Annotated in this window: 17 protein-coding genes; 14 read left to right on the top strand and 3 right to left on the bottom strand. The window is 48.9% G+C overall.

What is annotated here, in order from left to right:
• Nucleotides 1-62 precede the first annotated feature (62 nt).
• Genes AC5SLM_RS06190 through gltA form a run of 6 tightly spaced genes read left to right on the top strand, consistent with a single transcriptional unit; the run spans nt 63 to nt 9,992 of the window.
• Nucleotides 63-419 (top strand): response regulator, encoded by a 357-nt coding sequence (locus AC5SLM_RS06190; RefSeq protein ID WP_495250066.1) that lies wholly within the window; start codon nt 63-65, stop codon nt 417-419.
• Nucleotides 416-3,250 carry a PAS domain-containing sensor histidine kinase gene (locus tag AC5SLM_RS06185; RefSeq protein WP_495250065.1) on the top strand — a complete coding sequence of 945 codons (2,835 nt, stop codon included), beginning with the start codon at nt 416-418 and terminating at the stop codon, nt 3,248-3,250. Before AC5SLM_RS06190 ends, AC5SLM_RS06185 begins: the two co-directional genes overlap by 4 nt.
• Nucleotides 3,247-5,160, top strand: a complete 1,914-nt coding sequence (locus AC5SLM_RS06180; RefSeq protein ID WP_495250064.1) for a PAS domain S-box protein — start codon at nt 3,247-3,249, stop codon at nt 5,158-5,160. The genes AC5SLM_RS06185 and AC5SLM_RS06180 overlap by 4 nt, the downstream gene beginning before the upstream one ends.
• A complete protein-coding gene (locus AC5SLM_RS06175; RefSeq protein WP_495250063.1) occupies nt 5,160-6,593 on the top strand; it encodes a response regulator in 1,434 nt (477 codons plus the stop codon). The genes AC5SLM_RS06180 and AC5SLM_RS06175 overlap by 1 nt, the downstream gene beginning before the upstream one ends.
• Nucleotides 6,593-7,714 carry an HD domain-containing phosphohydrolase gene (locus tag AC5SLM_RS06170; protein WP_495250062.1) on the top strand — a complete coding sequence of 374 codons (1,122 nt, stop codon included), beginning with the start codon at nt 6,593-6,595 and terminating at the stop codon, nt 7,712-7,714. Before AC5SLM_RS06175 ends, AC5SLM_RS06170 begins: the two co-directional genes overlap by 1 nt.
• Nucleotides 7,715-7,751: 37 nt before the next feature.
• On the top strand, nt 7,752-9,992 hold the full coding sequence (gene gltA / locus AC5SLM_RS06165) for an NADPH-dependent glutamate synthase (RefSeq protein WP_495250061.1): 2,241 nt from the start codon (nt 7,752-7,754) through the stop codon (nt 9,990-9,992).
• On the opposite strand, the gene AC5SLM_RS06160 is transcribed toward gltA, so the two are convergent.
• Nucleotides 9,989-10,696 (bottom strand): pirin family protein, encoded by a 708-nt coding sequence (locus AC5SLM_RS06160; protein WP_495250060.1) that lies wholly within the window; start codon nt 10,694-10,696, stop codon nt 9,989-9,991. The genes gltA and AC5SLM_RS06160 overlap by 4 nt on opposite strands.
• A 90-nt stretch (nt 10,697-10,786) precedes the next feature.
• Between AC5SLM_RS06160 and AC5SLM_RS06155 the strand changes: the two genes are divergently transcribed.
• Both AC5SLM_RS06155 and AC5SLM_RS06150 read left to right on the top strand, forming a co-directional pair.
• Complete coding sequence (locus AC5SLM_RS06155; protein WP_495250059.1) at nt 10,787-11,188, top strand: phosphate-starvation-inducible PsiE family protein; 402 nt, start codon at nt 10,787-10,789, stop codon at nt 11,186-11,188.
• A 108-nt stretch (nt 11,189-11,296) separates the two neighbouring features.
• Complete coding sequence (locus AC5SLM_RS06150) at nt 11,297-12,961, top strand: methyl-accepting chemotaxis protein (RefSeq protein ID WP_495250058.1); 1,665 nt, start codon at nt 11,297-11,299, stop codon at nt 12,959-12,961.
• A gap of 39 nt (nt 12,962-13,000) precedes the next feature.
• Here AC5SLM_RS06150 and AC5SLM_RS06145 read toward each other — a convergent pair whose 3' ends face one another.
• Nucleotides 13,001-13,600, bottom strand: a complete 600-nt coding sequence (locus AC5SLM_RS06145) for an acetyltransferase (protein WP_495250057.1) — start codon at nt 13,598-13,600, stop codon at nt 13,001-13,003.
• Between the two features lie 127 nt (nt 13,601-13,727).
• Here AC5SLM_RS06145 and purU point away from each other — a divergent pair, with 127 nt between their 5' ends.
• Genes purU through AC5SLM_RS06130 form a run of 3 tightly spaced genes read left to right on the top strand, consistent with a single transcriptional unit; the run spans nt 13,728 to nt 16,170 of the window.
• Nucleotides 13,728-14,561 (top strand): formyltetrahydrofolate deformylase, encoded by an 834-nt coding sequence (purU, locus tag AC5SLM_RS06140; protein ID WP_495250056.1) that lies wholly within the window; start codon nt 13,728-13,730, stop codon nt 14,559-14,561.
• On the top strand, nt 14,561-15,031 hold the full coding sequence (locus AC5SLM_RS06135) for a tRNA (cytidine(34)-2'-O)-methyltransferase (protein ID WP_495250055.1): 471 nt from the start codon (nt 14,561-14,563) through the stop codon (nt 15,029-15,031). The genes purU and AC5SLM_RS06135 overlap by 1 nt, the downstream gene beginning before the upstream one ends.
• Entirely contained in the window at nt 15,028-16,170 is a 1,143-nt protein-coding gene (locus AC5SLM_RS06130; protein ID WP_495250054.1) for a BaiN/RdsA family NAD(P)/FAD-dependent oxidoreductase, read from the top strand. Before AC5SLM_RS06135 ends, AC5SLM_RS06130 begins: the two co-directional genes overlap by 4 nt.
• On the opposite strand, the gene AC5SLM_RS06125 is transcribed toward AC5SLM_RS06130, so the two are convergent.
• Entirely contained in the window at nt 16,162-18,405 is a 2,244-nt protein-coding gene (locus AC5SLM_RS06125; protein WP_495250053.1) for a GGDEF domain-containing protein, read from the bottom strand. The genes AC5SLM_RS06130 and AC5SLM_RS06125 overlap by 9 nt on opposite strands.
• A 106-nt stretch (nt 18,406-18,511) precedes the next feature.
• Here AC5SLM_RS06125 and AC5SLM_RS06120 point away from each other — a divergent pair, with 106 nt between their 5' ends.
• The 3 genes from AC5SLM_RS06120 to AC5SLM_RS06110 are packed head-to-tail and all read left to right on the top strand — an operon-like array spanning nt 18,512 to nt 20,675.
• Complete coding sequence (locus AC5SLM_RS06120) at nt 18,512-19,153, top strand: carbonic anhydrase (RefSeq protein ID WP_495250052.1); 642 nt, start codon at nt 18,512-18,514, stop codon at nt 19,151-19,153.
• Nucleotides 19,150-20,550, top strand: a complete 1,401-nt coding sequence (locus AC5SLM_RS06115; protein ID WP_495250051.1) for an endonuclease/exonuclease/phosphatase family protein — start codon at nt 19,150-19,152, stop codon at nt 20,548-20,550. The genes AC5SLM_RS06120 and AC5SLM_RS06115 overlap by 4 nt, the downstream gene beginning before the upstream one ends.
• Nucleotides 20,547-20,675: a hypothetical protein gene (locus AC5SLM_RS06110; protein ID WP_495250050.1), complete on the top strand. Its 129-nt coding sequence runs from the start codon at nt 20,547-20,549 to the stop codon at nt 20,673-20,675. The genes AC5SLM_RS06115 and AC5SLM_RS06110 overlap by 4 nt, the downstream gene beginning before the upstream one ends.
• Nucleotides 20,676-20,705 lie beyond the last annotated feature (30 nt).

Here is a 20,705-nt window from a genome sequence, read left to right as displayed (position 1 = left end):
ATTTTCCCTTACATGTAAGGAATGTAAGTCGTTTGGTTGCTAAATTTACCAGGAGGTGCGCCTTGATTAAGATTGCCATTGTGGACGATGAGCAGGGCATTTTAGACATGATTGAGAAATATTTACTGCGAAATGGGGGCTATGAGGTTCACCTATTTTCCAATCCCCTTGCGGCGCTTGCGGCGTTGGATGAGAGTTATGATGTGGTACTTTTGGACATCATGATGCCACAAATGAATGGCTTGGATGTGTTGATTCAGATTCAAGAAAAACACCTCAGGGCAAAGGTCATCATGATGACGGCTTATTCGACCCTTGATAAAGTTCCAAAGTCACACCAAGAGGGGGCAACGCACTACATCATGAAGCCTTTTTCCTCGCTCAAGGATTTGGAAGCAAGAATCAAAGAGGTGTTGTGAAACCCTTAAACAAGCTAGCAATTTTGCTAGTGACCCTATGTTTTTCCCTAAGCGTTTTATGGCTAGTGCATGGGTTGATGGAGGTCTGGAAAGGGGAGCGGGTTCATGAGGTTTTGCGCCAGCAAGTGGAGCGCTTTGAAAAAAACTGGAACACCGCCAATCAACTTCACCACCAACAAGCCACGGCTGCTTTCGCCTTTTTTGACACCTTTGCTAAAAAAGAAGCCGCCCTCTCTTTCTTAAGAGAAGCCCATCGCAAGGTCCCTGTGGCGGAGATTGACGCGCCTTTTCCTCAGTTGGCAACCTTATTGCGAACATTGGACATTGCCCAAGTAGAATACATCTTCGATGTGGATTTTTCCTCCAAACTCTCTTTTTTCCTTCACACCCTGAGCCCCAAAGGGCTTTTGTTGGAACATTTTTTCCCCCTAAGCGCCACCGAAGGCGTGGTGCTGTCTATGTTGGCCCCCACTTCCCTTGCGCGTCTTGAGGAGCAAGACGATGGTGCGTACGCGTTTTACCTGCCTTCTATAAGCACGCCAAGTGCCACACCTTCGGCCTTGCTTGTGGGGTATGATGTGTTAGGTGGCAATGCTTTTTCGGAACAAAACTTCCTCTCTCTTTCTTCTAAAGAACGCGAAGTGATGCTGCAAGATTTCACCCAAGGAAAGGAAGTCTACAGGGCTATCACGCAATACGAAACGGCCAAGATTGCCCTGTTTGTGCCCATTTTCTCCCATGCAAAAGAAGGCAGGGGTGCGTATGTGGCGCAGATAAAAACCAACAGTGAGATTGAAAATATCGAACTTTTTTTCCAGCGCCATTATGCTTTGGTCGCATTGTTGTTGTTTGTGACTGTGGTGTTTGGGTATTGGATGTGGCAAAAACGGGCGGAGTTTGAGTCCCTTAATGAAGTGCTCACCGTTGAAAAAGAAAATACCGAATCCCTCATAGACCATGCAGAATGCGGGATTGCCAGTGTGAATGCTAGAGGAGTGATTGAGCGGTTTAACCAAAAATTTGCCGACATTATGCAAATGGACCGCACGGAGCTTGTCAATGAAAACTTTCTCAAACTTTTGGGCGAGCGCCAAACCAAAGAGTTGCAACGGGTTGTGTACAAACGAGGACGGGGGAATTTTGTACATGCATTTAAAAACCCCAAAGGCAAAAGCATAGAGATAGATTCGCTGGTCTCTTTCTTGCCTAAGCAAAAAAGCTTAACGTTTATTGTGATGTCGCGAGAAGAAAAACGCGCCTTGGAAAAAGCCCTAAAGCGACTGCATTTGTACTTTAACCACTCAGACCTTGGGCACATTATTTTAAATGAAGCGGGGCGCATTACGGATGTGAACGTTGCTTTGTGTGAAGTGATGTGGTTTTCGCGCGAGGAGCTTATTGGTAAAGAGATGAAAATACTTTTTGCCTCGGAAGGCTTGTATGAGAATTGGAAAGAGACCTATCTTAATGCGACCCAAGCACAAGGCGTGAACGGGGTTGAGTACCGGTTGCGACGCAAAAATGGCACTGTTTTCTGGGTGGAAATGTTTGGCAATAGTTTCATGGACGCAGAGCATCGCCAAAGCATTTGGAGTATTCGCGACATCACCGCAAGGGTAAATTCGCGCAATGTCATCGAGCGGCTTAATCGGCAACTCCAAGAGCAGTTTGTGGAAATCGAAACCATCTTAGACGTTATTCCGATGCCTATTTTCATCAAAGACAAAACCTTTCGTTACAAAGGGTGTAATGCCGCGTTTTGCCAATTTTTTTCCATCCAAAAAGAAGCCATGGTGGGCAAGCGGGTGGAAGAGGTCTTTTCGAGTGAATTAGCCAATCTCTCTACCCAAAAAGATGCGGGGATGGTTAACCTTGCGTACCAAAAGTACCACGCCTTTTACACCACCCCCGACACCCAAGAGCAAAAGGTTTTAGAATTTCATAAAAAAGCCATTTACAAAGAAGGGGAGTTTGAGGGCTTTGTGGGCGTGATTGTTGACATTACTAGCAAGGAAAAGCAAAAAGAAATACTCGAAGAGCAGATTCGCCTTGAAGTGGAAAAAAATATCCAGACGTATAAAAAACACCAAGAGGAGCAAATCAAAGAAGCCAAGTTTAGTTCCATTGGAAAAATGGCCGCGGGCATTACCCATGAAATCAACACACCCCTCACCTACGTCAAAGGCAACATAGAGATGCTTCAAGCAGACATTGAGCGCATCGACAACCCCGCGTTGCGCGAGGCTATGAGTGCAGATGCGCAGGTGATTTTAGAAGGGCTGAGTCGGATTGCCAATATCATCGAATCCATGCGCAAAGCCTCCCAAAAAAGCACAGAGGAAAAAGAGGTTGTCAACGTGTACGCCACGCTTGTTGATGCCCTCACCCTTTCGTATAGCCGCGCCCACCATGTGGTGCCCATCTTTCTTAATCAAATCCCTTTTCGCCTCAATTTGCCCAAAGAGAGCCTTGTTTTGCGCTCTTTGGTACAAAAACAACGCATCGAACAAGTGTGGATTATCATCATCAGTAACGCCCTTGATGAGCTTGTGAAGATAGAATCTTTTGACCAGCGCCAGTTTCACATCAGTGTTTTTGAAAAAGGAGCTTTTGTACATGTACGGTTTCAAGACAATGCAGGAGGGATTGACCCTGCGATTTTACCCACGCTTTTTGAGCCCTTTGTGAGCACGAAGGAGAGTTCTGGCATGGGGATTGGACTCAATATCGCTCAAAAAATTGTCACCGACCAAGGAGGCGAGATTAGGGCGCACAACGAAAATGGCGGCGCAGTGTTTGAAGTGATTTTACCTAAAGAGGAGTATGCGTGAAAGAGGCCTTTTATAAAACCATTTACACCACTATGAAAGAGGGGTTGTACGTGTTTGACGCCCAAGGGAAAATCTTACATGTAAACCCTGCCACCTTGAAAATACTAGGCTTTAGCGAAGAGGAGATGCTGGGAAAAGTGGGTCATGAGCTTTTTCACGAACACGCCTTTAACGAACACATGCCCAAGGAAGAGTGCCCTATTTTTAAAGCACAACAGCGCGGGGTCTCCTACTTTGGGGAAGAAATTTTTCGCACCAAACAAGGGCAACACATTACCGCGGAAGTCTCTTGCACGCCCTTACTGGATGAGGCGGGTTCTTTTGGGTATTTGGTGTTGTTCCGTGATATTTCCAAGCGCAAGCAGATTGAAGAAGAGGTCATGGTGCTCTCGCGGGTTGTCAAAGAGATGCAAGATACCGTGGCGGTGCGCGGCATGGATTTGGGCATCATTACCGCCAACGAAGCCTTTTTGCACGTGATGGGAAGGCACCACGTGGACGAGGTGATGGGAAAAACAGAAGCGGAGGTGTTTGGTGTGGCTGAGGAAGATGCCCGCGTGCGCCAATGCATGGAACACGAACGCCTTGCACAGAGCCTTCCTGCGGGGGAGTCGGTTGTCCATGAAAAAGCAGTGACCTTGCTAAATGGAGAACATCGCGTCTATAGGGTGCGTAAATTTCCCATTCATACGCAATGTGGCGAGTTGATCGCCACGGTGAGTATTGGGACAGACATCACATCGCAGCGGGAATACGAAGAGACATTGAAGGAAAAAATCTCCCAAGAAGTGCAAAAACGCACCGAACACCAAGCCTTTTTTAACAAGATTTTTGAAACAGCAAACCTAGGGATTTGTCTCACCAATGCAGAAAGACGCTTTGTGGTGGTCAATCCTGCGTATTGTAAGATTTTTGGCTACGCGGAGGCAGAGCTCATCGGAGAGTATTTTACAAAGGTAGTTCCCCCTGAACAGCACGAGGCAATGAACGCCTTGCACGATGCCTTTATTGCAGGAGAAAAAACAGAAATCCCCCAAGAATGGGACGTGATAGGCAAGGACGGGAAGGAGATTCATGTTGTCGCCACGGCGGGTATCTTGGAAAATATCGTAGGCGGGCCTTATAAAATCACCACTATCACGGACATGACCGATGTGCACAAAGAGCGGGAGCTTCAAAAACACCAAGAAGCGCTACTGATTCAACAAAGCAAGCTTGCTTCCATGGGGGAAATGCTAGGCGCCATCGCTCACCAGTGGCGCCAACCGCTCAATGTGATTAACTGCACCACGTTGGACATGCGCCTTAAAAAACAGATGGGGTTGTTGGATGATGCGTATTTCAATGAAGCCATCGCAGAACTTAGCCACATGACCCAATCCATGAGTCGGACCATTGATGATTTTATGAACTTTTTTAAGCCCAGCAAGCAAAAAAAGGATTTTTCACTGCGCGAATGCGTCGAGTACGCGAACAATATTTTATCGGCGCAGTTGGCCAGCCATGGTATTGTTTTGCACAATGAAGTGCCCAAAGAGGTGATAGTGCATGGGATGATAGGTGAGCTTGAACAAGTGATTTTAAACCTTCTTTCCAACGCCCGTGATGCCTTTGAGGAAAAAGAGGTTGTGGAAAAAAGCATCCGTTTTTATACCAATCCTTTAGAGGGTGATGGTGTTGAGTTGGTGGTGGAAGATACCGCTGGGGGGATTGACGAGGCGGTGATTGGCAAGATTTTTGACCCTTATTTTACCACCAAGGGAGACAAGCAAGGGACAGGCATTGGTTTGTACATGTGTGCAACCATCATGAACAAGACATTTAATGGGGAAATCCGTGCGACGAATTGGTATAATGGTGCCGCTATTGGCACAAGAATGCGCTTGCACTTCCCCGCAAAGGAATTATAATGACACAAATTGAAACCATCAAACATTATGCCAAAGACCTAAGCGTCTTATATGCAGAAGATGACCTCCAAACGCAAAAAGTGATGAAAAGCATCCTTTTGACTTTTTTTAAACACGTGTATGTGGCAAGCGACGGGCAAGAAGGGATAGAACTTTTTAAACACCACTCCCCCGACCTTGTCCTCTCAGACATCACCATGCCCCATGTCAATGGTCTTGAAATGGTCAAGGCTATCCGTAACCTCAACCACGAAGTCCCTGTGATGATTATCACCGCGTACAGCGACACAAGCTATTTGCTAGATTCGATTTTTTTAGGGATTGATCGCTATGTGACCAAGCCGCTTAATGATGAAGAGTTTTTTAAAAACCTTCTTGTGCTGCTTCGCGGAGTGCACCAAAAGCGCGAAGCCCTTGCGTACCAAAAGGCCCGCACCCAAGCCCAGATCAATGAAGCATCCTTGGGTATTTTGAAAGAAACCGCAGACATTTACCCCTCTCCTACCTTTGTCTTTGACGCGGAGAAGAAGCTCATTTTTCTCAATAGCGGAGCAAGCAAGCTCTTTAGCCAAGAAGAGCTAAATGCTTTGCTTGAAGGCGCGTGTGTGGACGGTTTTGTGGTTAAAAAACAAGGCTTTATGGAAAGCCTCCATGAAGCGGAACCCTCAGGACATCAAGACCAAAAGGTTATCTTGAAAACCAAAAGTGCAACGCGTATTTTTCTTTTAAATAAGGCGCATTTATACCCCAGCGGACACCCACTCACCCTGTTGAGCCTCACCGACATCACCCGAGTGGAGTACGAAAAACAAAAAAGCCAAAACCTCTCCGCCTACTTGCATGATGTGCTACGCCAGACCCGCAAAGAATCCACCAAAAGCAGTGTTAAAGAGAATGTTCCTGCCTCCTCGCCCACGCCTTTGCCTAAAGCACCCCAAAGTTACGAACACATACGCCTCAGTGCGATGCACGCGACCCACAAAGAAAGTGCGCGAGAATACATTGCTAGCTTGAGTAGTGAAGTGATGGACGAACTCCAAGAGATGGAAGAGCTTGAGCGGGAGATGGAGGAGACCTTTATGGAGCTTGAGGAGCACTTTAACCTCTCATCCTTGCATTCGGTGGCGCGGCATTTTCAGCGTTATGGGAAGATGATTGGGTATTTGATGGACTTTGAAGATGTGGCGTACAGTTTGCACAACCTTTCAGAGTTTTTGCTAGGCCTCATGGGTGTGGATTTCAACCAACGCAAGATGCTCATTTTACTCCAAGCAGTGAGTGAGGATTTGGCCAATTGGCGGCAAACTATTTTTGTGGCCCAAGCTTCCAGCGACATCCATTATCTCGATGCTTCCTTGCTCAGTTCGTGTTTGCAAATCAAAATGGACTTTGGAGGAGGAGAGGCAGAGGGTGAGGATTTGGAGTTATTTTAATGCCACTTGAGTCGTTGCGCCACCTCACACAAACATTGCGGTTATTGTACGTGGAAGATGACCAAGAGATTGCTGTGCGCCTCTCCTCAATTTTAAAAGCGCTGTTTCAAGAGGTCTTACATGTAAAGGATGGTGAGGAGGGGTTGGCGGCCTATGAGGCTTTTGCACCCCATCTGATTCTCTCGGACATCTCCATGCCAAAGATGAACGGACTTGCCCTGTGCGAAGCCATCAAGGCGCGCAATCCAAGCCAACGGTTTATCTTCTCCACTGCCCACAGTGAAAGCCAACTGCTCATGCAAGCCATCGCGCTAAATGTGGACGGGTATGTGTTAAAACCCATTGACCACGGGCAGTTTTTGGCCCTTTTGAAAAAAGTATGCACAGAGATTCATCGGGAGATTGACCACCGCTCTTACCAAGCGCAATTGGAGTTACATGTAAGGGAAAAAACCCACGAGATTGAAACGGCCAACACTAAACTGTTGGCGCTAAACCACGAGATTCATCGCACCCTTGAGAGCACTATTTTATCCCTAGGGGGCATGGCGGAGTCGCGCTCCCACGAAACGGGCTTACATGTAAAGCGGGTTGCGACCTACGCGGAATTTTTTGCACAAGAATTGGGACTTTCGCAAACAGAGGTCGACACCTTGCGCATCGTTTCGCCCATGCACGACATCGGAAAAATCGCCATCGAAGACCACATTTTAAAAAAGCCCGGCAAGCTAAGCGAAGCAGAATATGTCCGTATGAAAGAGCATGCGCGGTTGGGCTACGAGATGTTGCAAGATTCTAGCCTTCCATTGTTTCGTCACGCCGCCATTGTGGCGTACGAACACCACGAAAAGTTTAACGGCAAAGGCTATCCGCGGGGGTTAAGGGGAGAAGGGATTCACATCTTTGGGCGCATTGTCGCTTTTGCGGATGTGTTTGATGCGCTCATTAGCGAACGTGTGTATAAAAAACCGTGGCCCATGGCACAGATAAAAACGTTCGTACAAGAAGAAGCGGGGGCCCATTTTGACCCCGACATCGTGCGTCTTTTTTTGCGCCACGAGGAGTTTTTTACCCAAACCAACCTACGCTTAAAAGACACCGCCCACACCCTTTACATGTAAGGGTAGAGAAATTTTTAAAAGTAAAGGATTAAAAAAGATGTATGCGATTGTGCGAAAAGAACTTTTAGCCCCTGGGATTATTTCCATGGATATTCACGCGCCACTCCTAGCCGCGCGGGCCATGCCGGGGCAATTTTTGATTGTCAAGATGGACGAATTTGGCGAACGCATTCCCCTTACCGTGTGCGACGAAGACAAAGAAAAAGGCACCATCACCATCGTGTTTATGAGTATTGGCAAGAGTACGCAAGCCATGGCGACCCTAGAAGTGGGCGATGCCTTTAGCGACGTGGTGGGCCCTCTTGGACGCATGAGCGAATTCATCCACATGGACAAGGCGCGTTTAGACAAAGAGCGCGTGGTGTTTGTAGCAGGGGGTGTGGGCACCGCGCCTGTGTACCCGCAAGTGAAATGGTTCATAAACCAAGGGTTGGAAGTGGATGTCATCATTGGCGCGCGCTCCCGTGAATTGGTGATTTTAGAAGAGGCGTTTCGTGCGCTCACGCCCAATGTGCATGTGTGTACGGATGATGGCTCTTACGGGTTTAACGGCAACGTGACCCAACTTTTAGAACATTTGATGCTCAAGGAACACAAGCCTTTTACCCACATGGTCGCCATCGGGCCGATGATTATGATGAAATTTGCCACCATGATGGCCAAGAAACTAGGCCTTGATGCCACGGTGAGCATGAACCCCTTGATGGTAGATGGCACGGGCATGTGTGGAGCCTGTCGGGTCATGATAGACGGTAACGTCAAATTCGCCTGTGTGGATGGGCCAGAGTTTGATGGACACAAGGTGGACTTTGACGAAGCCCAGCGACGCCTACGCCTTAAAGCGGAAGAGAAACTCCACTGCGAAGGTGAAAACGCGGCCTGTCCTGTGCACCAAGAAGAGCAAAAAGAGGCCAAGCGACGGGTGCATCCGCGCATTGCCGATGCTGCGCACCGCGTGCGGGGTTTTGGGGAGGTGAACCTTGGGTTTACCCTCGAAGAAGCTGTGCGTGAAGCGACCCGCTGTTTGGAATGTAAAAAACCCTCCTGTGTGAGCGCTTGCCCTGTAGGTATTGAAATCCCTACTTTTATTGGAAGGTTAAAATTAGGGGACGTGCGCGGAGCGGCAGAGGTGCTTAGCCGCACCACCAAGCTCGCTTCCGTGTGTGGGCGCGTGTGTCCTCAGGAAAAACAGTGCGAGAGCATGTGTGTGACGGGCATCAAAAAAGACCCCGTGTCTATCGGGCTTTTGGAGCGCTTCGTGGGGGATTGGGCCCTTGAAAATTTAGCGGTTACGCCCACGCCCTTTAATGGCAAAAAAGTCGCCGTGGTGGGCAGTGGGCCTGCGGGCCTAGCGGCGAGTGCCGAACTTGCAAGGCGCGGGTATGGGGTTGAGGTGTTTGAATCCTTGCACAAACTTGGCGGCGTGTTGACCTATGGCATCCCCTCATTTAGGCTTCCTAAGAGCATCGTAGAGGGAGAGATTGCCAAAATCAAAGCCATGGGGGTGCGCTTTCACACCAACGTGGTCATCGGCAAAACTGTGGACGTAGACACCTTGCTTGAAGGGGAATTTGATGCCGTGTTTATCGGAAGTGGGGCAGGGTTCCCCCGTTTCATGGGCATCAAGGGTGAAAACGCTCTAGGCGTGCTCTCCGCCAATGAATTCCTCACCCGCGTCAACCTCATGCGTGGCCACGAAGAAGGGTACCAAACCCCTACAACTATGGGCAAAAATGTGGTGGTAGTGGGAGCGGGCAATGTTTCCATGGACGCGGCGCGCGTGGCCAAACGCTTGGGTGCTGCAACGTGCATCGTGTACCGCCGTGGCGAAGAGGAGATTCCTGCGCGTGCCGAAGAAGTAGAACACGCCAAAGAAGAGGGCGTGGCGTTTCATTTACGCACCAATCCTGTGGAAATCCTCAGCGATGAGAGTGGCCATGTGTGTGGAGTAAAGTGCGTTCAAATGGCCCTAGGAGAGCCTGATGCAGATGGACGGCGCAGCGCAAAAGCAGTGGAAGGGTCTGCGTTTGTGCTAGAAGCGGACACGGTCATTATGTCCATTGGTACGGTGCCAAACGACCTTGTGACTGCGAGTACCAAAGGCTTAGACGTGAGCAAGCGAGGCACCATCTTGGTGCGCGAAAACAGTACCCAAACCTCCCGCAAAGGGGTGTTTGCAGGGGGCGACATCGTCACGGGCGCAGCCACAGTCATCGAAGCCATGGGCGCTGGAAAACACGCGGCTGCGGAGATTGATAGGTATATTCAGGGGCACTAAGCCCCTTGTGCCATCTCCACAAACAAAAAATGCGCAGGGGTGGTGGCCTTTACATGTAAGGTTTTTTCAAAGGTGATTTCAACCCCATCTCCCGCGTCAACGGGTGTGTCGTTTAACAGCACACTACCTTCGATTTGCACAAAATAAAGCTGTCGGTTTGGGGCGATGGGAATCTCAAGGGTGGTGTTTGCATCTAGTTCGCTCACCCAAATCGCGGCATCTTGGTACAGCTTTACCGCGCCCTCACCCTTTGCTCCTGAGACCAACGCCAAAAGTGTGTTGTGGCGCGCTTCTTTGGGAAAGCGGCGTGAGCCATACAGGGTGAGCAAGCCTTTCTCGGGCGGTAAAATCCACAATTGTAAAAGCCGCAACGGCGTGGTTGGATGGTGGTTGTGTTCGGAGTGTTCGACCCCATTGCCGGCACTCATGTACTGCATATCGCCTCGGCTTAAGGTTTCTGCGTTGCCAAGAGAGTCTTGGTGGGTCAGTTCGCCCTCAACGACATAAGTGATGATTTCCATGTCTTGGTGCGGATGGGTGCCAAACCCGCTTTGGGGGGCGATGATGTCATCATTGAGCACCCGCAAGACCCCAAAACGGACATTTTTAGGGTTGTGGTACTGGGCAAAGGAAAAATGAAAACGGCTTGTTAACCACCCTTGGTGGGAGGTAAAAAGGGAAGAAACAGGGCGTAGGGCAATCATGGTGACTCCTTGTGAGGGAAACCTTTACATGTAAGAAAAAGCTTCCAAAAACACAGTATAATGCCAAAAAATTAACAACAAGGAAACGGCGTGAATTCATACCTAAGCCTTCAAAAAGCCCCAGAGTACATCAAATTTACCATTACGCTCATCCTTTTTACCTTGGTAAAAGATTTTTCAGCGGTAGATTCTTTTTCGACCCTTGCGGTGGCATTGTTGGAGTTTATCATTATTCTTGAACTGGTGCACATGCTTATTGGCTTTTTATTTAACGAGGGCAATCGCATCAAACTGCGCTTGATGATTGACTCAACCATCGTCTTTTTTATCCGCGATATTATGCTCATCGTCAATGACAAGTTCGACATGACAAAGATTGCCTCGGTGCTTGGCATCATCGCAACACTCTTTGTTTTTCGGATTGTTGCGACAAAATATAGCCCTACGGCCATTGAGGACGAACTGAGCAAGCGGACCAAAAAAGAGGGTTGATACAAATGTTCCCATTTTTTAAAGAAGCCATCTAAAAAAAATGCTTGCCATGCTTTTCTCATGGAAGTTGAGGTAAGCTAAAAAGATTTCGCACGAAAGGCAAGAGGGATGTTACAACATCAGTTTCGAAACGCGGCGCTACTTTTTGGATTTTTATTTACAGGGGTATTTGTGCTCTCTTGGGTTATCCAAAGCCCAGAGGTTATTGGCGGGATTGCACTGGGTTTGGCCGTGCTTTGGGGCGTGTACATGTACGGGGCATTGGTGTACCCTTTGGCAAAATCCCTTGAACTCCTTGAGTCCCTTGATGCGCGCCAAAAAGAGGAGCGTGAAGCGACCAAGCGCCTGTTTGAAGAGACGCAAAAACCGTGGCTAAAACAACTCTTTGGCAGGGTGTATGCCCTCCTTGGTATTTTGACGCGGTTGAGTGAAAATTACTCTCAAAGTGCGGGAAAAAACTCCATCGCTACGGCGCAATTGATGTTTTCCATTGATACGATGTCTAAAAAACTTGAAGAAAAGGCCGCGTCGATTTTAGAGATTTCTGCCTCAGCACAAAACATTTTTGAGCACGTCAATAAAGTAAGCACCAATTCCCAAGAAGCCTCCACCTTTGCCAAACTTTCTATGCGCGAGAGCCAAAAAAGCATGGAAGAATTAAGCGAGATTATTCAAAGCATGGGGGCTATTAATCTTCAAACCGCAGCCTCTTCGGCCAAAGTGAATGATTTGAAAGAAAAATCCATCACGATTCACAACGTCACAACGGTGATTGATGACATCGCTGACCAGACCAATCTTTTGGCGTTAAACGCGGCTATTGAAGCGGCGCGCGCGGGGGAGCATGGGCGCGGGTTTGCGGTGGTAGCCGAAGAAGTACGCAACCTTGCGGAGCGCACCTCCAAGTCCACGGGTGAAGTGACCATCATCGTCAAACAAATCCAGCAAGATACCAACGACGTGTTTGCTAGCATGGAAGCCCTGCGCAGCGCCATGGAAAAAGCCAGTGATAAAATTGCGCACGTGGGAGAAGAGATTGGGCAATTCATCGCCAATGCCCAAAAGATAGAAGAGCAAATCGCCGCCATTGCTCAAAGTTCGGATTATAACAGCGACCAATTGCTCACCATCCGCGACGCTATTGCTAAAATTAGCGAACAGCTTGAATCTGGAACCAAAGAGATGCGCGAGATTTCAGGCCAAACCGAAGGGATTATCGCTGGGGCGGAAGTGGCCCATGAGAGCCTGAGCGCTTTTGCGATGGACGCGTACCATGAAAAAATGTTTGCCCTGTGTTTGGGTGCGAAAAAAGCAGTGGAGGGGGCCTTTGAAGAGGCTATTGGCAAGGGAAAATTAAGCATAGAGGATGTGTTTGATACGGCCTTTAAGCCCATCCCCAATACCAATCCTCAAAAATTTACCACCCGATACGATAGCTTTACCGACCAAACGCACCCTGCTATTATTGATGCGATTATGCATGAAAATTCCAACACTCTCTACGCCGTTGCCATGCATAAATCAGGCTACATTCCTACCCACAATGCCCGTGCGCCACTGAGCGGAGAGTATGAAAAAGACCTTTTTGGCAACCGCACAAAACGCATTTTTGCAGACCGTGGGGTGCGTGGGGCAAACCATGAAAAACCTGTTTTATTGCAAACGTACCGTAGGGAAGATGGGGTGATTATGCACGATATTTCCGTGCCTATTTATGTCAAAGGACGGCACTGGGGCGGGTTTCGCATCGGCTATAAACCCAGCGCCGCGTAAGTACCAAAGGTGCGCGAGCCCTCCTTTGAGGAGGACTGGCTAGAAGCTTTTAGGTTTTTGCATTTTGCACGGCACGCCAAAGGCTACCGTGTTGGGGTCGATGTTGGAAATCACCACAGACCCCGCACCAATGGCGCATTCTCTCCCAATGTGTAAGTTTTGGATGACGCACGACCCGATGCCTACATGTACCAAATCTTCTACCACTACCTTGCGTGCGATGGAAACGCCAGGAGAGATGTGCGTAAAATCCCCCACGCTGCTTTCGTGTTCCACAATGGCCCCCGAATTTAAAATCACTCCCTCGCCAATGCGCACCTTGGCATTGACAACAACATGGGGCATGACCACTGTACCTTGGCCGATGGTAGCACTTGGGGAAATGACAGCACTGGGGTGAATGAGGGTAGCAATCTCAAACCCCTTGGCCACGAGTTTTGTAAAGAGGGCCTTGCGGGTGTGGTTGCTTGCGACCCCTAGCGCAATAGGAATCTTTTGATCGCTAGAAATGGACTCCAGAGTCGGATGGCCTGCCTCGTTGTCATCAATCTGAACAATTTGGTCGTACCCGCACGCTTGGGCAATGTCAGCAAGCACGAGACCGTGGCCCGTAGCACCATAAATGTAAATGATTTTCATGGGATTCCTTTTGCAATTTTAAGCTCAATTATAGCGCAGAGTTCTTGGTAAATGCTTCAAAACCCCGCGATATGCGACGCCTAAGCACAGTTTTGGTAAAATGTCCCTTTTTTACTTTGGAGTACCCATGGGACAGTATGTTTTAAAGATTGATTGCAAAGACGAAAAAGGGCTGATTTACCGCATCGCTGATGTGGTGTTTAAATACCAGCTAAACATTGTTAAGAATGATGAGTTTGTAGACCCCGAACGGGGACGTTTTTTCATGCGCGCCGTCTTGGGTGGCGAGGCAGACATGGGAGCGTTTCAAGGCACCCTTGGGGCGATGCTTCCAGACGATGCGGTGATTTATTGCAGTGAAGAGCGCAAGAAAAACATTGTGCTTATGGGGACTAAAGAGAGCCATTGTTTGGGAGATATTTTGCTCAAACACGACAGCAACGACCTCAATGCCAACATCTTGGCTATTGTTTCTAATTATGACGATTTGCGTCCGTTGGCCCAAAAGTTTGACATCCCCTTTCACTACGTTTCCCACGTGGGCTTGGAGCGCGAAGAGCACGAGGCGCGGGTGCTTGAAGTGCTCGGGGATTATGCGGTTGATTTTTTAGTCTTGGCCAAATACATGCGCATTCTCTCCTCCTCCTTTGTGCACCACTACGCGCAAAAAACCATCAACATCCACCACTCCTTTTTACCTGCGTTTATTGGGGCTAACCCTTATAAGCAAGCCCATGAGCGGGGCGTGAAAATCATCGGCGCCACGGCACATTTTGTCAATGATAACCTCGATGAAGGGCCCATCATTGCCCAAGATGTGATTCACGTGAGCCACGAGATGAGCTGGAAACAGATGCAGCGCGCGGGGCGCAATGTAGAAAAAGTGGTGCTCTCCAACGCCCTTGACTTGGCCTTGGAAGACCGCATTTTTGTGCACGAAAACAAGACGATTATTTTTTAATGTTTAACCTCGTACTTGTCCATCCTCAAATCCCCCAAAATACGGGAAGCATCGGGCGTATGTGCGTGAACACGGATTGCGCCCTTCACATCATCAAGCCTACTATGTTTGATTTGAGTGAAAAAGCGGTGCGGCGGGCGGGGTTGGATTATTGGCATTTGTTGGATTTACATGTATGGGAAAATTTAGACGCGTTTTTAGAGGCCCATGGGTCCAAAGAAGAACGCTTTTTCTTTGCCACCACTAAAACCAAACAGCTTTACTTTAATGCGCACTACCAGCCTGGAGATTTTTTGTTTTTTGGCGGCGAATCCACGGGGCTTCCCCAAGAGCTCATGCAACGGCGCTTTGAAAACGCCGTGACTATTCCCATGGGAAAACAAGGGCGAAGCCTCAACCAAGCCACCAGTGCAGGGATTGTGCTCTACGAAGCCATCCGCCAAAATTACGAGGCCTTTGCTGCGTTGTGAGCCCCTCGTTTGACATCATCATCCTCGGTGCGGGCGCCTCGGGCTTGATGGCAGGAGCCCTTTTGCCCAAGCACATCCACGTTGCTTTTGTGGAAGCCAACGCCAAGGTTGGGATGAAAATCTTAGTCAGTGGTGGTGGCAAATGCAACCTCACCAACCGCCACGTTTCGCCCCAAGACTACCTCGCGAATCCTGAATTTATCACCCCTGCTTTAGAAGGCTTTACACCAAACGAGACGGTGGCCTTTTTCCAAGAAGTTGCCCTTGAGGAGCGCGACCGTGGTAAGCTCTTTGGGAAGCACAGTGCTAAAGATGTGGTTAAAGTGCTTGAAAAACGCACCGCCCATTGTGCCTTTTACCTCACGCACCGTTGTGTGGACGTGGAAAAACACGCAGAGGGTTTTGTGGTGCAAACGGACAAAACACGCCTTACATGTAAGCGGTTAATCGTGGCCAGTGGGGGGCTGAGTTGGCCGATGATTGGAGCGTCGGATGTGGGGTACCGCATTGCGCAAACCTTTGGCCACACGCTTACCCCGCCTTTTCCTGCCCTTGTGGGCCTTACGGTACAAAAAGAGCAATTTTGGATGAAAAGCCTCAGCGGCATCTCCTTTCCCGTGCGCGTTACATGTAACGCGCGTGTGTGCGAAGGGGACTTGCTTTTTTCCCACAAAGGCATCAGCGGGCCTGTGGTGATGGATGTGTCGTTGTTTTGGTCTAAGGGGAGTGTGGTGGTGGATTTTTTGCCCGAACACTCCCTTGGCACTTTAATGGCGCGTCACCCCAAAAAACAGCCTAGCTCCCTCATCCCCTTACCCAAGCGGTTCGTGAAAGCCTTTTTGGAAGCCCTTGGCCTTGAAGACAAGCCTGTGTCTGCCTTTTCCAAAGAAGAGCTTGCCCGCTTAGAAACCGTGCACCACTACACCTTTGCCCCTGCTGGCACTGTGGGTTACGCCAAAGCCGAAGCAACAAAGGGGGGCGTGTGTGTGGAGGAGGTAAACCCTTTTACCCTCGAGAGCAACCTGTGTGCAGGGCTTTATCTCTTAGGGGAGGTGTTAGATGTCACGGGAAAACTTGGGGGGTATAATTTGCAGTGGGCTTTTGCGTCTGCCGCCTTGTGTGCGCGCGGGTTAGCTTAGAAATTCAATCCTGTTTTTCCCCTTGCTCTTGGAAGAATAGAGCGCTTCATCGGCGCGTTTGAGTAGGTCATCTTGCGTGTCGGTGGGTTTGATTTCAGTGATGCCAAAGCTACATGTAATGTGTTCCACCTTTTTGAAGTGGTGTGAGCTGATGAGATGGCGCAGCTTTTCGGTAATCTTTAGGGCGCTCTCAAGGGTTGTTTTAGGCGCAAGGACGGCAAACTCTTCCCCGCCCCAACGGGCAAAGGTGTCCACATCGCGCAAATTTTGAGCCACTAAGGCACTGAGTTCTTGCAAGATAGAATCCCCCACCAAATGGCCGTGGACGTCGTTGACGGCTTTAAAATCATCAATGTCAAACAAGATAAAGGCACTTTGCTCTTCAGGGTAGCGCTGGGCGATATTAAGCGCGTTTAAGAGGGTTTCGTTAAGTTTTTTGCGGTTATAAATTTGGGTCAACTCGTCCATGTAAATCAACCCTTTGATGCGCACTTCGTTGCTGATGTCTTTGGCAAACACAAGGTAGCCTGTTTTGGTTCCCTCGGGTGTGAATTGCGCGATGAGTGAACAGTGGAGCCAGTAGGTGTTGCCGTCTTTTCGTTTAAAGGAAAGCTTCCCTTCCCATTCTGCTTTGGCGCGCATGCGCTCTTTAAGCTCTTTTAAGCGACTCTCATCTTCTAGGCAAAAATTGTACCACCCCTTGCCAACCAATTCACTCTTGCTAAAGCCGCTTACATGGGCCATGGCCTCACTCGCTTCGGTGATGACGCCTACGGTATCGAGCTTGACGTAGATCGCATAGCGGTTAATGATGCCGTGGTCTAGGGTGAGTTGTTGTCTTTGCTTGTGGTTGTCTTCAAGGGCGCGTTCAAGTTTGAGTTGATAATTTTTACGTTCCGTGATTTCTTGCATGATGCCCACAACGCCAATAACGTTCCCGTTTTCTTTGAGCACATTTTTGTGAATGACAAAATCGCGCAGTTCGCCTTGAATGCGTATTTGGTGTTCATAGGCAAAGGGGTGTTGGATTTTTAAGACGTAGGCGTTGGCCTTGCGCACCTCTTCTGCGGTGGCGTTGTCCATGATTTCTTCAAAAAAAGCACCTATGATGTTTTCTTGCGGCGTTTTAAAAAGTTTTGTGAGGGCTTCGTTGCACTCCACAAAGCGCCCTTCTTTGTCGTTTAAAAAGGCAGGCAGGGGAATGGTTTGAAACAAAGAACGCATAAAAGAGTTGTGCTTCACAAGGGCATCGGTGCGTTCCATGACGGTCTCTTCAATCTCTTCGTCGTGGTGAGAGAGGGCGGTTGAGAGGGTTTTTTGTTTTTGGTATAAGGCGAGCATGATAAGGGTGACGACCAAAAGAAGCGCAAAAAAGAGGGTGTCTTGCACCATGCGCTTATAAAGCGTGGCGATAGTGGTGTTGTGTTGGACACTGAGCAATTCGCCCGAAAGGGAGCCATCAACATCAAAAAGGGAGAGGGTGAGCAAAAGGTGGGTGTTGGCGATGATAGAAACAGCCGCATCGCTGTTGTAATGGTCGATTAAAACATCTGCACTGATGGCTTTGGGCAGGGTGTGTGCAAAGGCTTCCAAGGCGCTTTCAAGGGTGTTTGATCCTCTTAAAAGGAGTGTTTGGTGGTGGTCCCTAAGGAGAGGGGCGGTGGCTTGCATGAGGGTTTCAAAGGGAAGACTCATCTCAATGTAACCCGCAAAGACGTGGTCAAAGTAAAGAGGAAAAAAGTAGTGGTACTCTCCCGTAACGCTGTTGAGGCCCTCAGAAGAGCGTGGCGTAGCGTAGAGGCTTTTCATGGGTGACAGATGTAAGAGATTGTCCCCGTAAGTGAGGGGGTCAAAAAGCTGCACAAACCGTTCTGCGTTACTGAGGTGAAGTTGGAGTTGGCTAAAGCCATGGGGTTTAAGGTGGGATTCAAAAATAGGCTTAAGGGTTTGAAAGATTTGCTTGCGCAGGTGTTCTTTGGTTTCAAAAGATGCCGTGGGTGCACTGGCAACCATAGCGGTAAAATCGCGAAAGTAAATCATGCCTTCAAAGACATTTAAAGGAAGAAGGCGAAAGGTGTTGAGACTAGACTGGTACGCAGCGATAAAGTGGGCTTTACTAAGGTCTGATTGGGTGCGAAGATCGTGGGTGTAGCGTTCGTACAAAAAATAACTCGCCATACCTTGCAAGAGACAGTAAAGAAGGGCAATACTACTCAGAAGGTGCAAGCGTTTCACGAGTGAATCATCCTTGTTTGGGTTTTTTGGGAAAGTCAACATTGTATCAAAATAGACTAAAAAATCGCTATAATGAGCCTCCAAAATCCAAAAGAGGAGCCCCTTTGTGGATATTCATGACCTTATAGCTGGCTATGGTGCCTTTCGGGATAAACAGTTTAAAAAATACAAAAACCGTTTTATTGACCTTGTCAAAGAAGGCCAACGGCCAAAGGTGTTGTTTATTGGGTGCAGTGATTCGCGTGTAGACCCTGCCCTCATCACCAACTCAGACCCTGGGGAGTTGTTTGTCTTGCGCAATATTGGCAACATGGTCCCTCCGTTTTCACCGGATAATGACTTTCACGGTACGGCCGCGGGCGTTGAATACGCGGTGTCGGTATTAAACGTGAGCGATATTATCGTTTGTGGGCACTCCCATTGTGGAGCGATTGATGGAATATACCGTGAAATCAATGACCCCGCCCTTATACATGTAAGAAAATGGCTAGAACTTGGCAAGCAAGCCAGAGATTATGTGGAAGAGACCATGAGAGATGGCGAGTCAGTGAAGAAAAAACTGGAAATGACCGAGCGCATCTCGGTGGTGTTTCAACTCTCCAATCTGCTCACCTACCCAGAAGTCGCCCGCCGCGTAGAAGAAGGAACATTGAGTTTGCGCGGGTGGTATTATAAAATCAAAACAGGGGAATTGGAGTACTACGATGATGACTCCATGACCTTTAAACCCATGATAAGTGACGCATGATTCGATTTTTTCTCGCATGGTGCGTGTGCGGTGTTTTACTCTTTGGAGTAAGCATCGGTACGTACAATGTGGAAAACCTCTTTGATGCCACCTTACAAGGCAGCGAATACGAAGAGTATATCCCTGGCAAATTTGCGTGGGACGAGGGGATGGCTAAGCGGAAATTTGACAACACACTCGCAGTGATTCGTGCCCTTGATGTGGACATTCTAGCCCTTCAAGAGGTGGAAAACGAAACCTTGATGCAAGCCCTCGCCACCGCACTTTCTTACCCGTACTTTGTGTTTACAAAACCTCCCCATGTTGCCACGGGCGTGGGCGTGCTTTCGCGCTACCCCTTAGGGGCGTCCCGTGCCATCCCTCTTAAGGGAGGGCGGTGGCGCGAGATGCTTTGGGTAGAAGTGGTTGTAGGGGGTGAGGTTTTGGAGCTCATTAACGTGCATTGGCCTTCATTGCGCAACCCACAAGAAGAGCGCCTTCGGGCCGCAAAAGCACTGAAAGAGGTTGTGCAAGGAGAGGGAAAACGCCTCTTGCTTGGGGACTTTAATGACCCGTTGGGGCCAGATTCGGTGTTGCGCCAAACCCTTGGGCGCTTAGAGGTACGCGAGGGGTGGTTTGATCCGTGGTTTACCCAAAAACAACGCTGGAGCCATGATTTTTTTGGCAACAAGCAAGCCCTTGATCGCATCATCCTTGGGCAAGGCGTGCTAAAGGGGGAAGGACTGGTGTATGAAATGGGCAGCTTTGAGGTTTTTTCGCGCCCCTTTTTTCGCACCAAAAGTGGCGCACCCCTTCGGTGGGAGCGACGCAACAAAGGCAAGGGCGCGCATGTGGGAAAAGGGTATTCGGACCATTTCCCCTTAAGGCTAACCCTTACGAGCACATCTTCGTCCGTGCCAACACCTGTGGATATCGAAGCACTTTTTAACGCAAAAGAAGGCAAGGTGAGTATGCTTTTAAAGGAGATGACCGTCATCTATGTGCACGATGAGGGGATGGTGCTTGGCAGTGCGGGGCGCGGAGTGTATGTGTACAAACCCGACTTTTCCCTTGAGCGTGGTGAGGTGGTTGATGTGTGGGTGCACGAACTGAAAACCTTTCAAGGGATGCGCGAGATTGTAGCCTTACATGTAGAGAGAGTTTTGCCTCAAAGAGGGGATATTGATGCCCATATGTTGCCAAAAAATGCCTTTAAAAAAGCGCGCGCAGGGGATGTGTTGCGCGAGGTTGAGGGTGTGGTAAAACAAGGACGTTTGGTGAGCAAAGAAGGTTCCATGCGCATCTATGCCAAGCACAAAGGGCGTCTTCCTAAAGAGGGAGAACGCGTGCGACTAGAACGGGTACGCGTGGGGATGTACGGGGGTCAAAAAGAGTTAATGTTGGAGGAGCAAAAATGAAAGAAATCGTGGATATTGTTGCGTGGGGGGCGTTTGCCTTGTTTATTGTTTTTTTAGTACGTGGATTTAACCGTCAAATGCAAGCGCGCCACGACGCGCGAGAACGCAAAAAAAAAGGTAAGTGATTGCCAAAAAGCCTTTTTTAACGAAGCTTT

This window comes from Sulfurospirillum sp. HTRB-L1 (assembly GCF_059415125.1).
The sequence above is the reverse complement of the archived record's forward strand: the minus strand, read 5'-3'. Positions and strand labels throughout refer to the sequence as shown.

Bases quoted from the DNA above. Each gene is read 5' to 3' on its own strand.
- AC5SLM_RS06175 (WP_495250063.1), top strand. From the start codon at position 5,160: ATGACACAAATTGAAACCATCAAACATTATGCCAAAGACCTAAGCGTC.
- AC5SLM_RS06170 (WP_495250062.1), top strand. From the start codon at position 6,593: ATGCCACTTGAGTCGTTGCGCCACCTCACACAAACATTGCGGTTATTG.
- gltA (WP_495250061.1), top strand. From the start codon at position 7,752: ATGTATGCGATTGTGCGAAAAGAACTTTTAGCCCCTGGGATTATTTCC.
- AC5SLM_RS06160 (WP_495250060.1), bottom strand. From the start codon at position 10,696: ATGATTGCCCTACGCCCTGTTTCTTCCCTTTTTACCTCCCACCAAGGG.
- AC5SLM_RS06150 (WP_495250058.1), top strand. From the start codon at position 11,297: ATGTTACAACATCAGTTTCGAAACGCGGCGCTACTTTTTGGATTTTTA.
- AC5SLM_RS06145 (WP_495250057.1), bottom strand. From the start codon at position 13,600: ATGAAAATCATTTACATTTATGGTGCTACGGGCCACGGTCTCGTGCTT.
- purU (WP_495250056.1), top strand. From the start codon at position 13,728: ATGGGACAGTATGTTTTAAAGATTGATTGCAAAGACGAAAAAGGGCTG.
- AC5SLM_RS06135 (WP_495250055.1), top strand. From the start codon at position 14,561: ATGTTTAACCTCGTACTTGTCCATCCTCAAATCCCCCAAAATACGGGA.
- AC5SLM_RS06115 (WP_495250051.1), top strand. From the start codon at position 19,150: ATGATTCGATTTTTTCTCGCATGGTGCGTGTGCGGTGTTTTACTCTTT.
- AC5SLM_RS06110 (WP_495250050.1), top strand. From the start codon at position 20,547: ATGAAAGAAATCGTGGATATTGTTGCGTGGGGGGCGTTTGCCTTGTTT.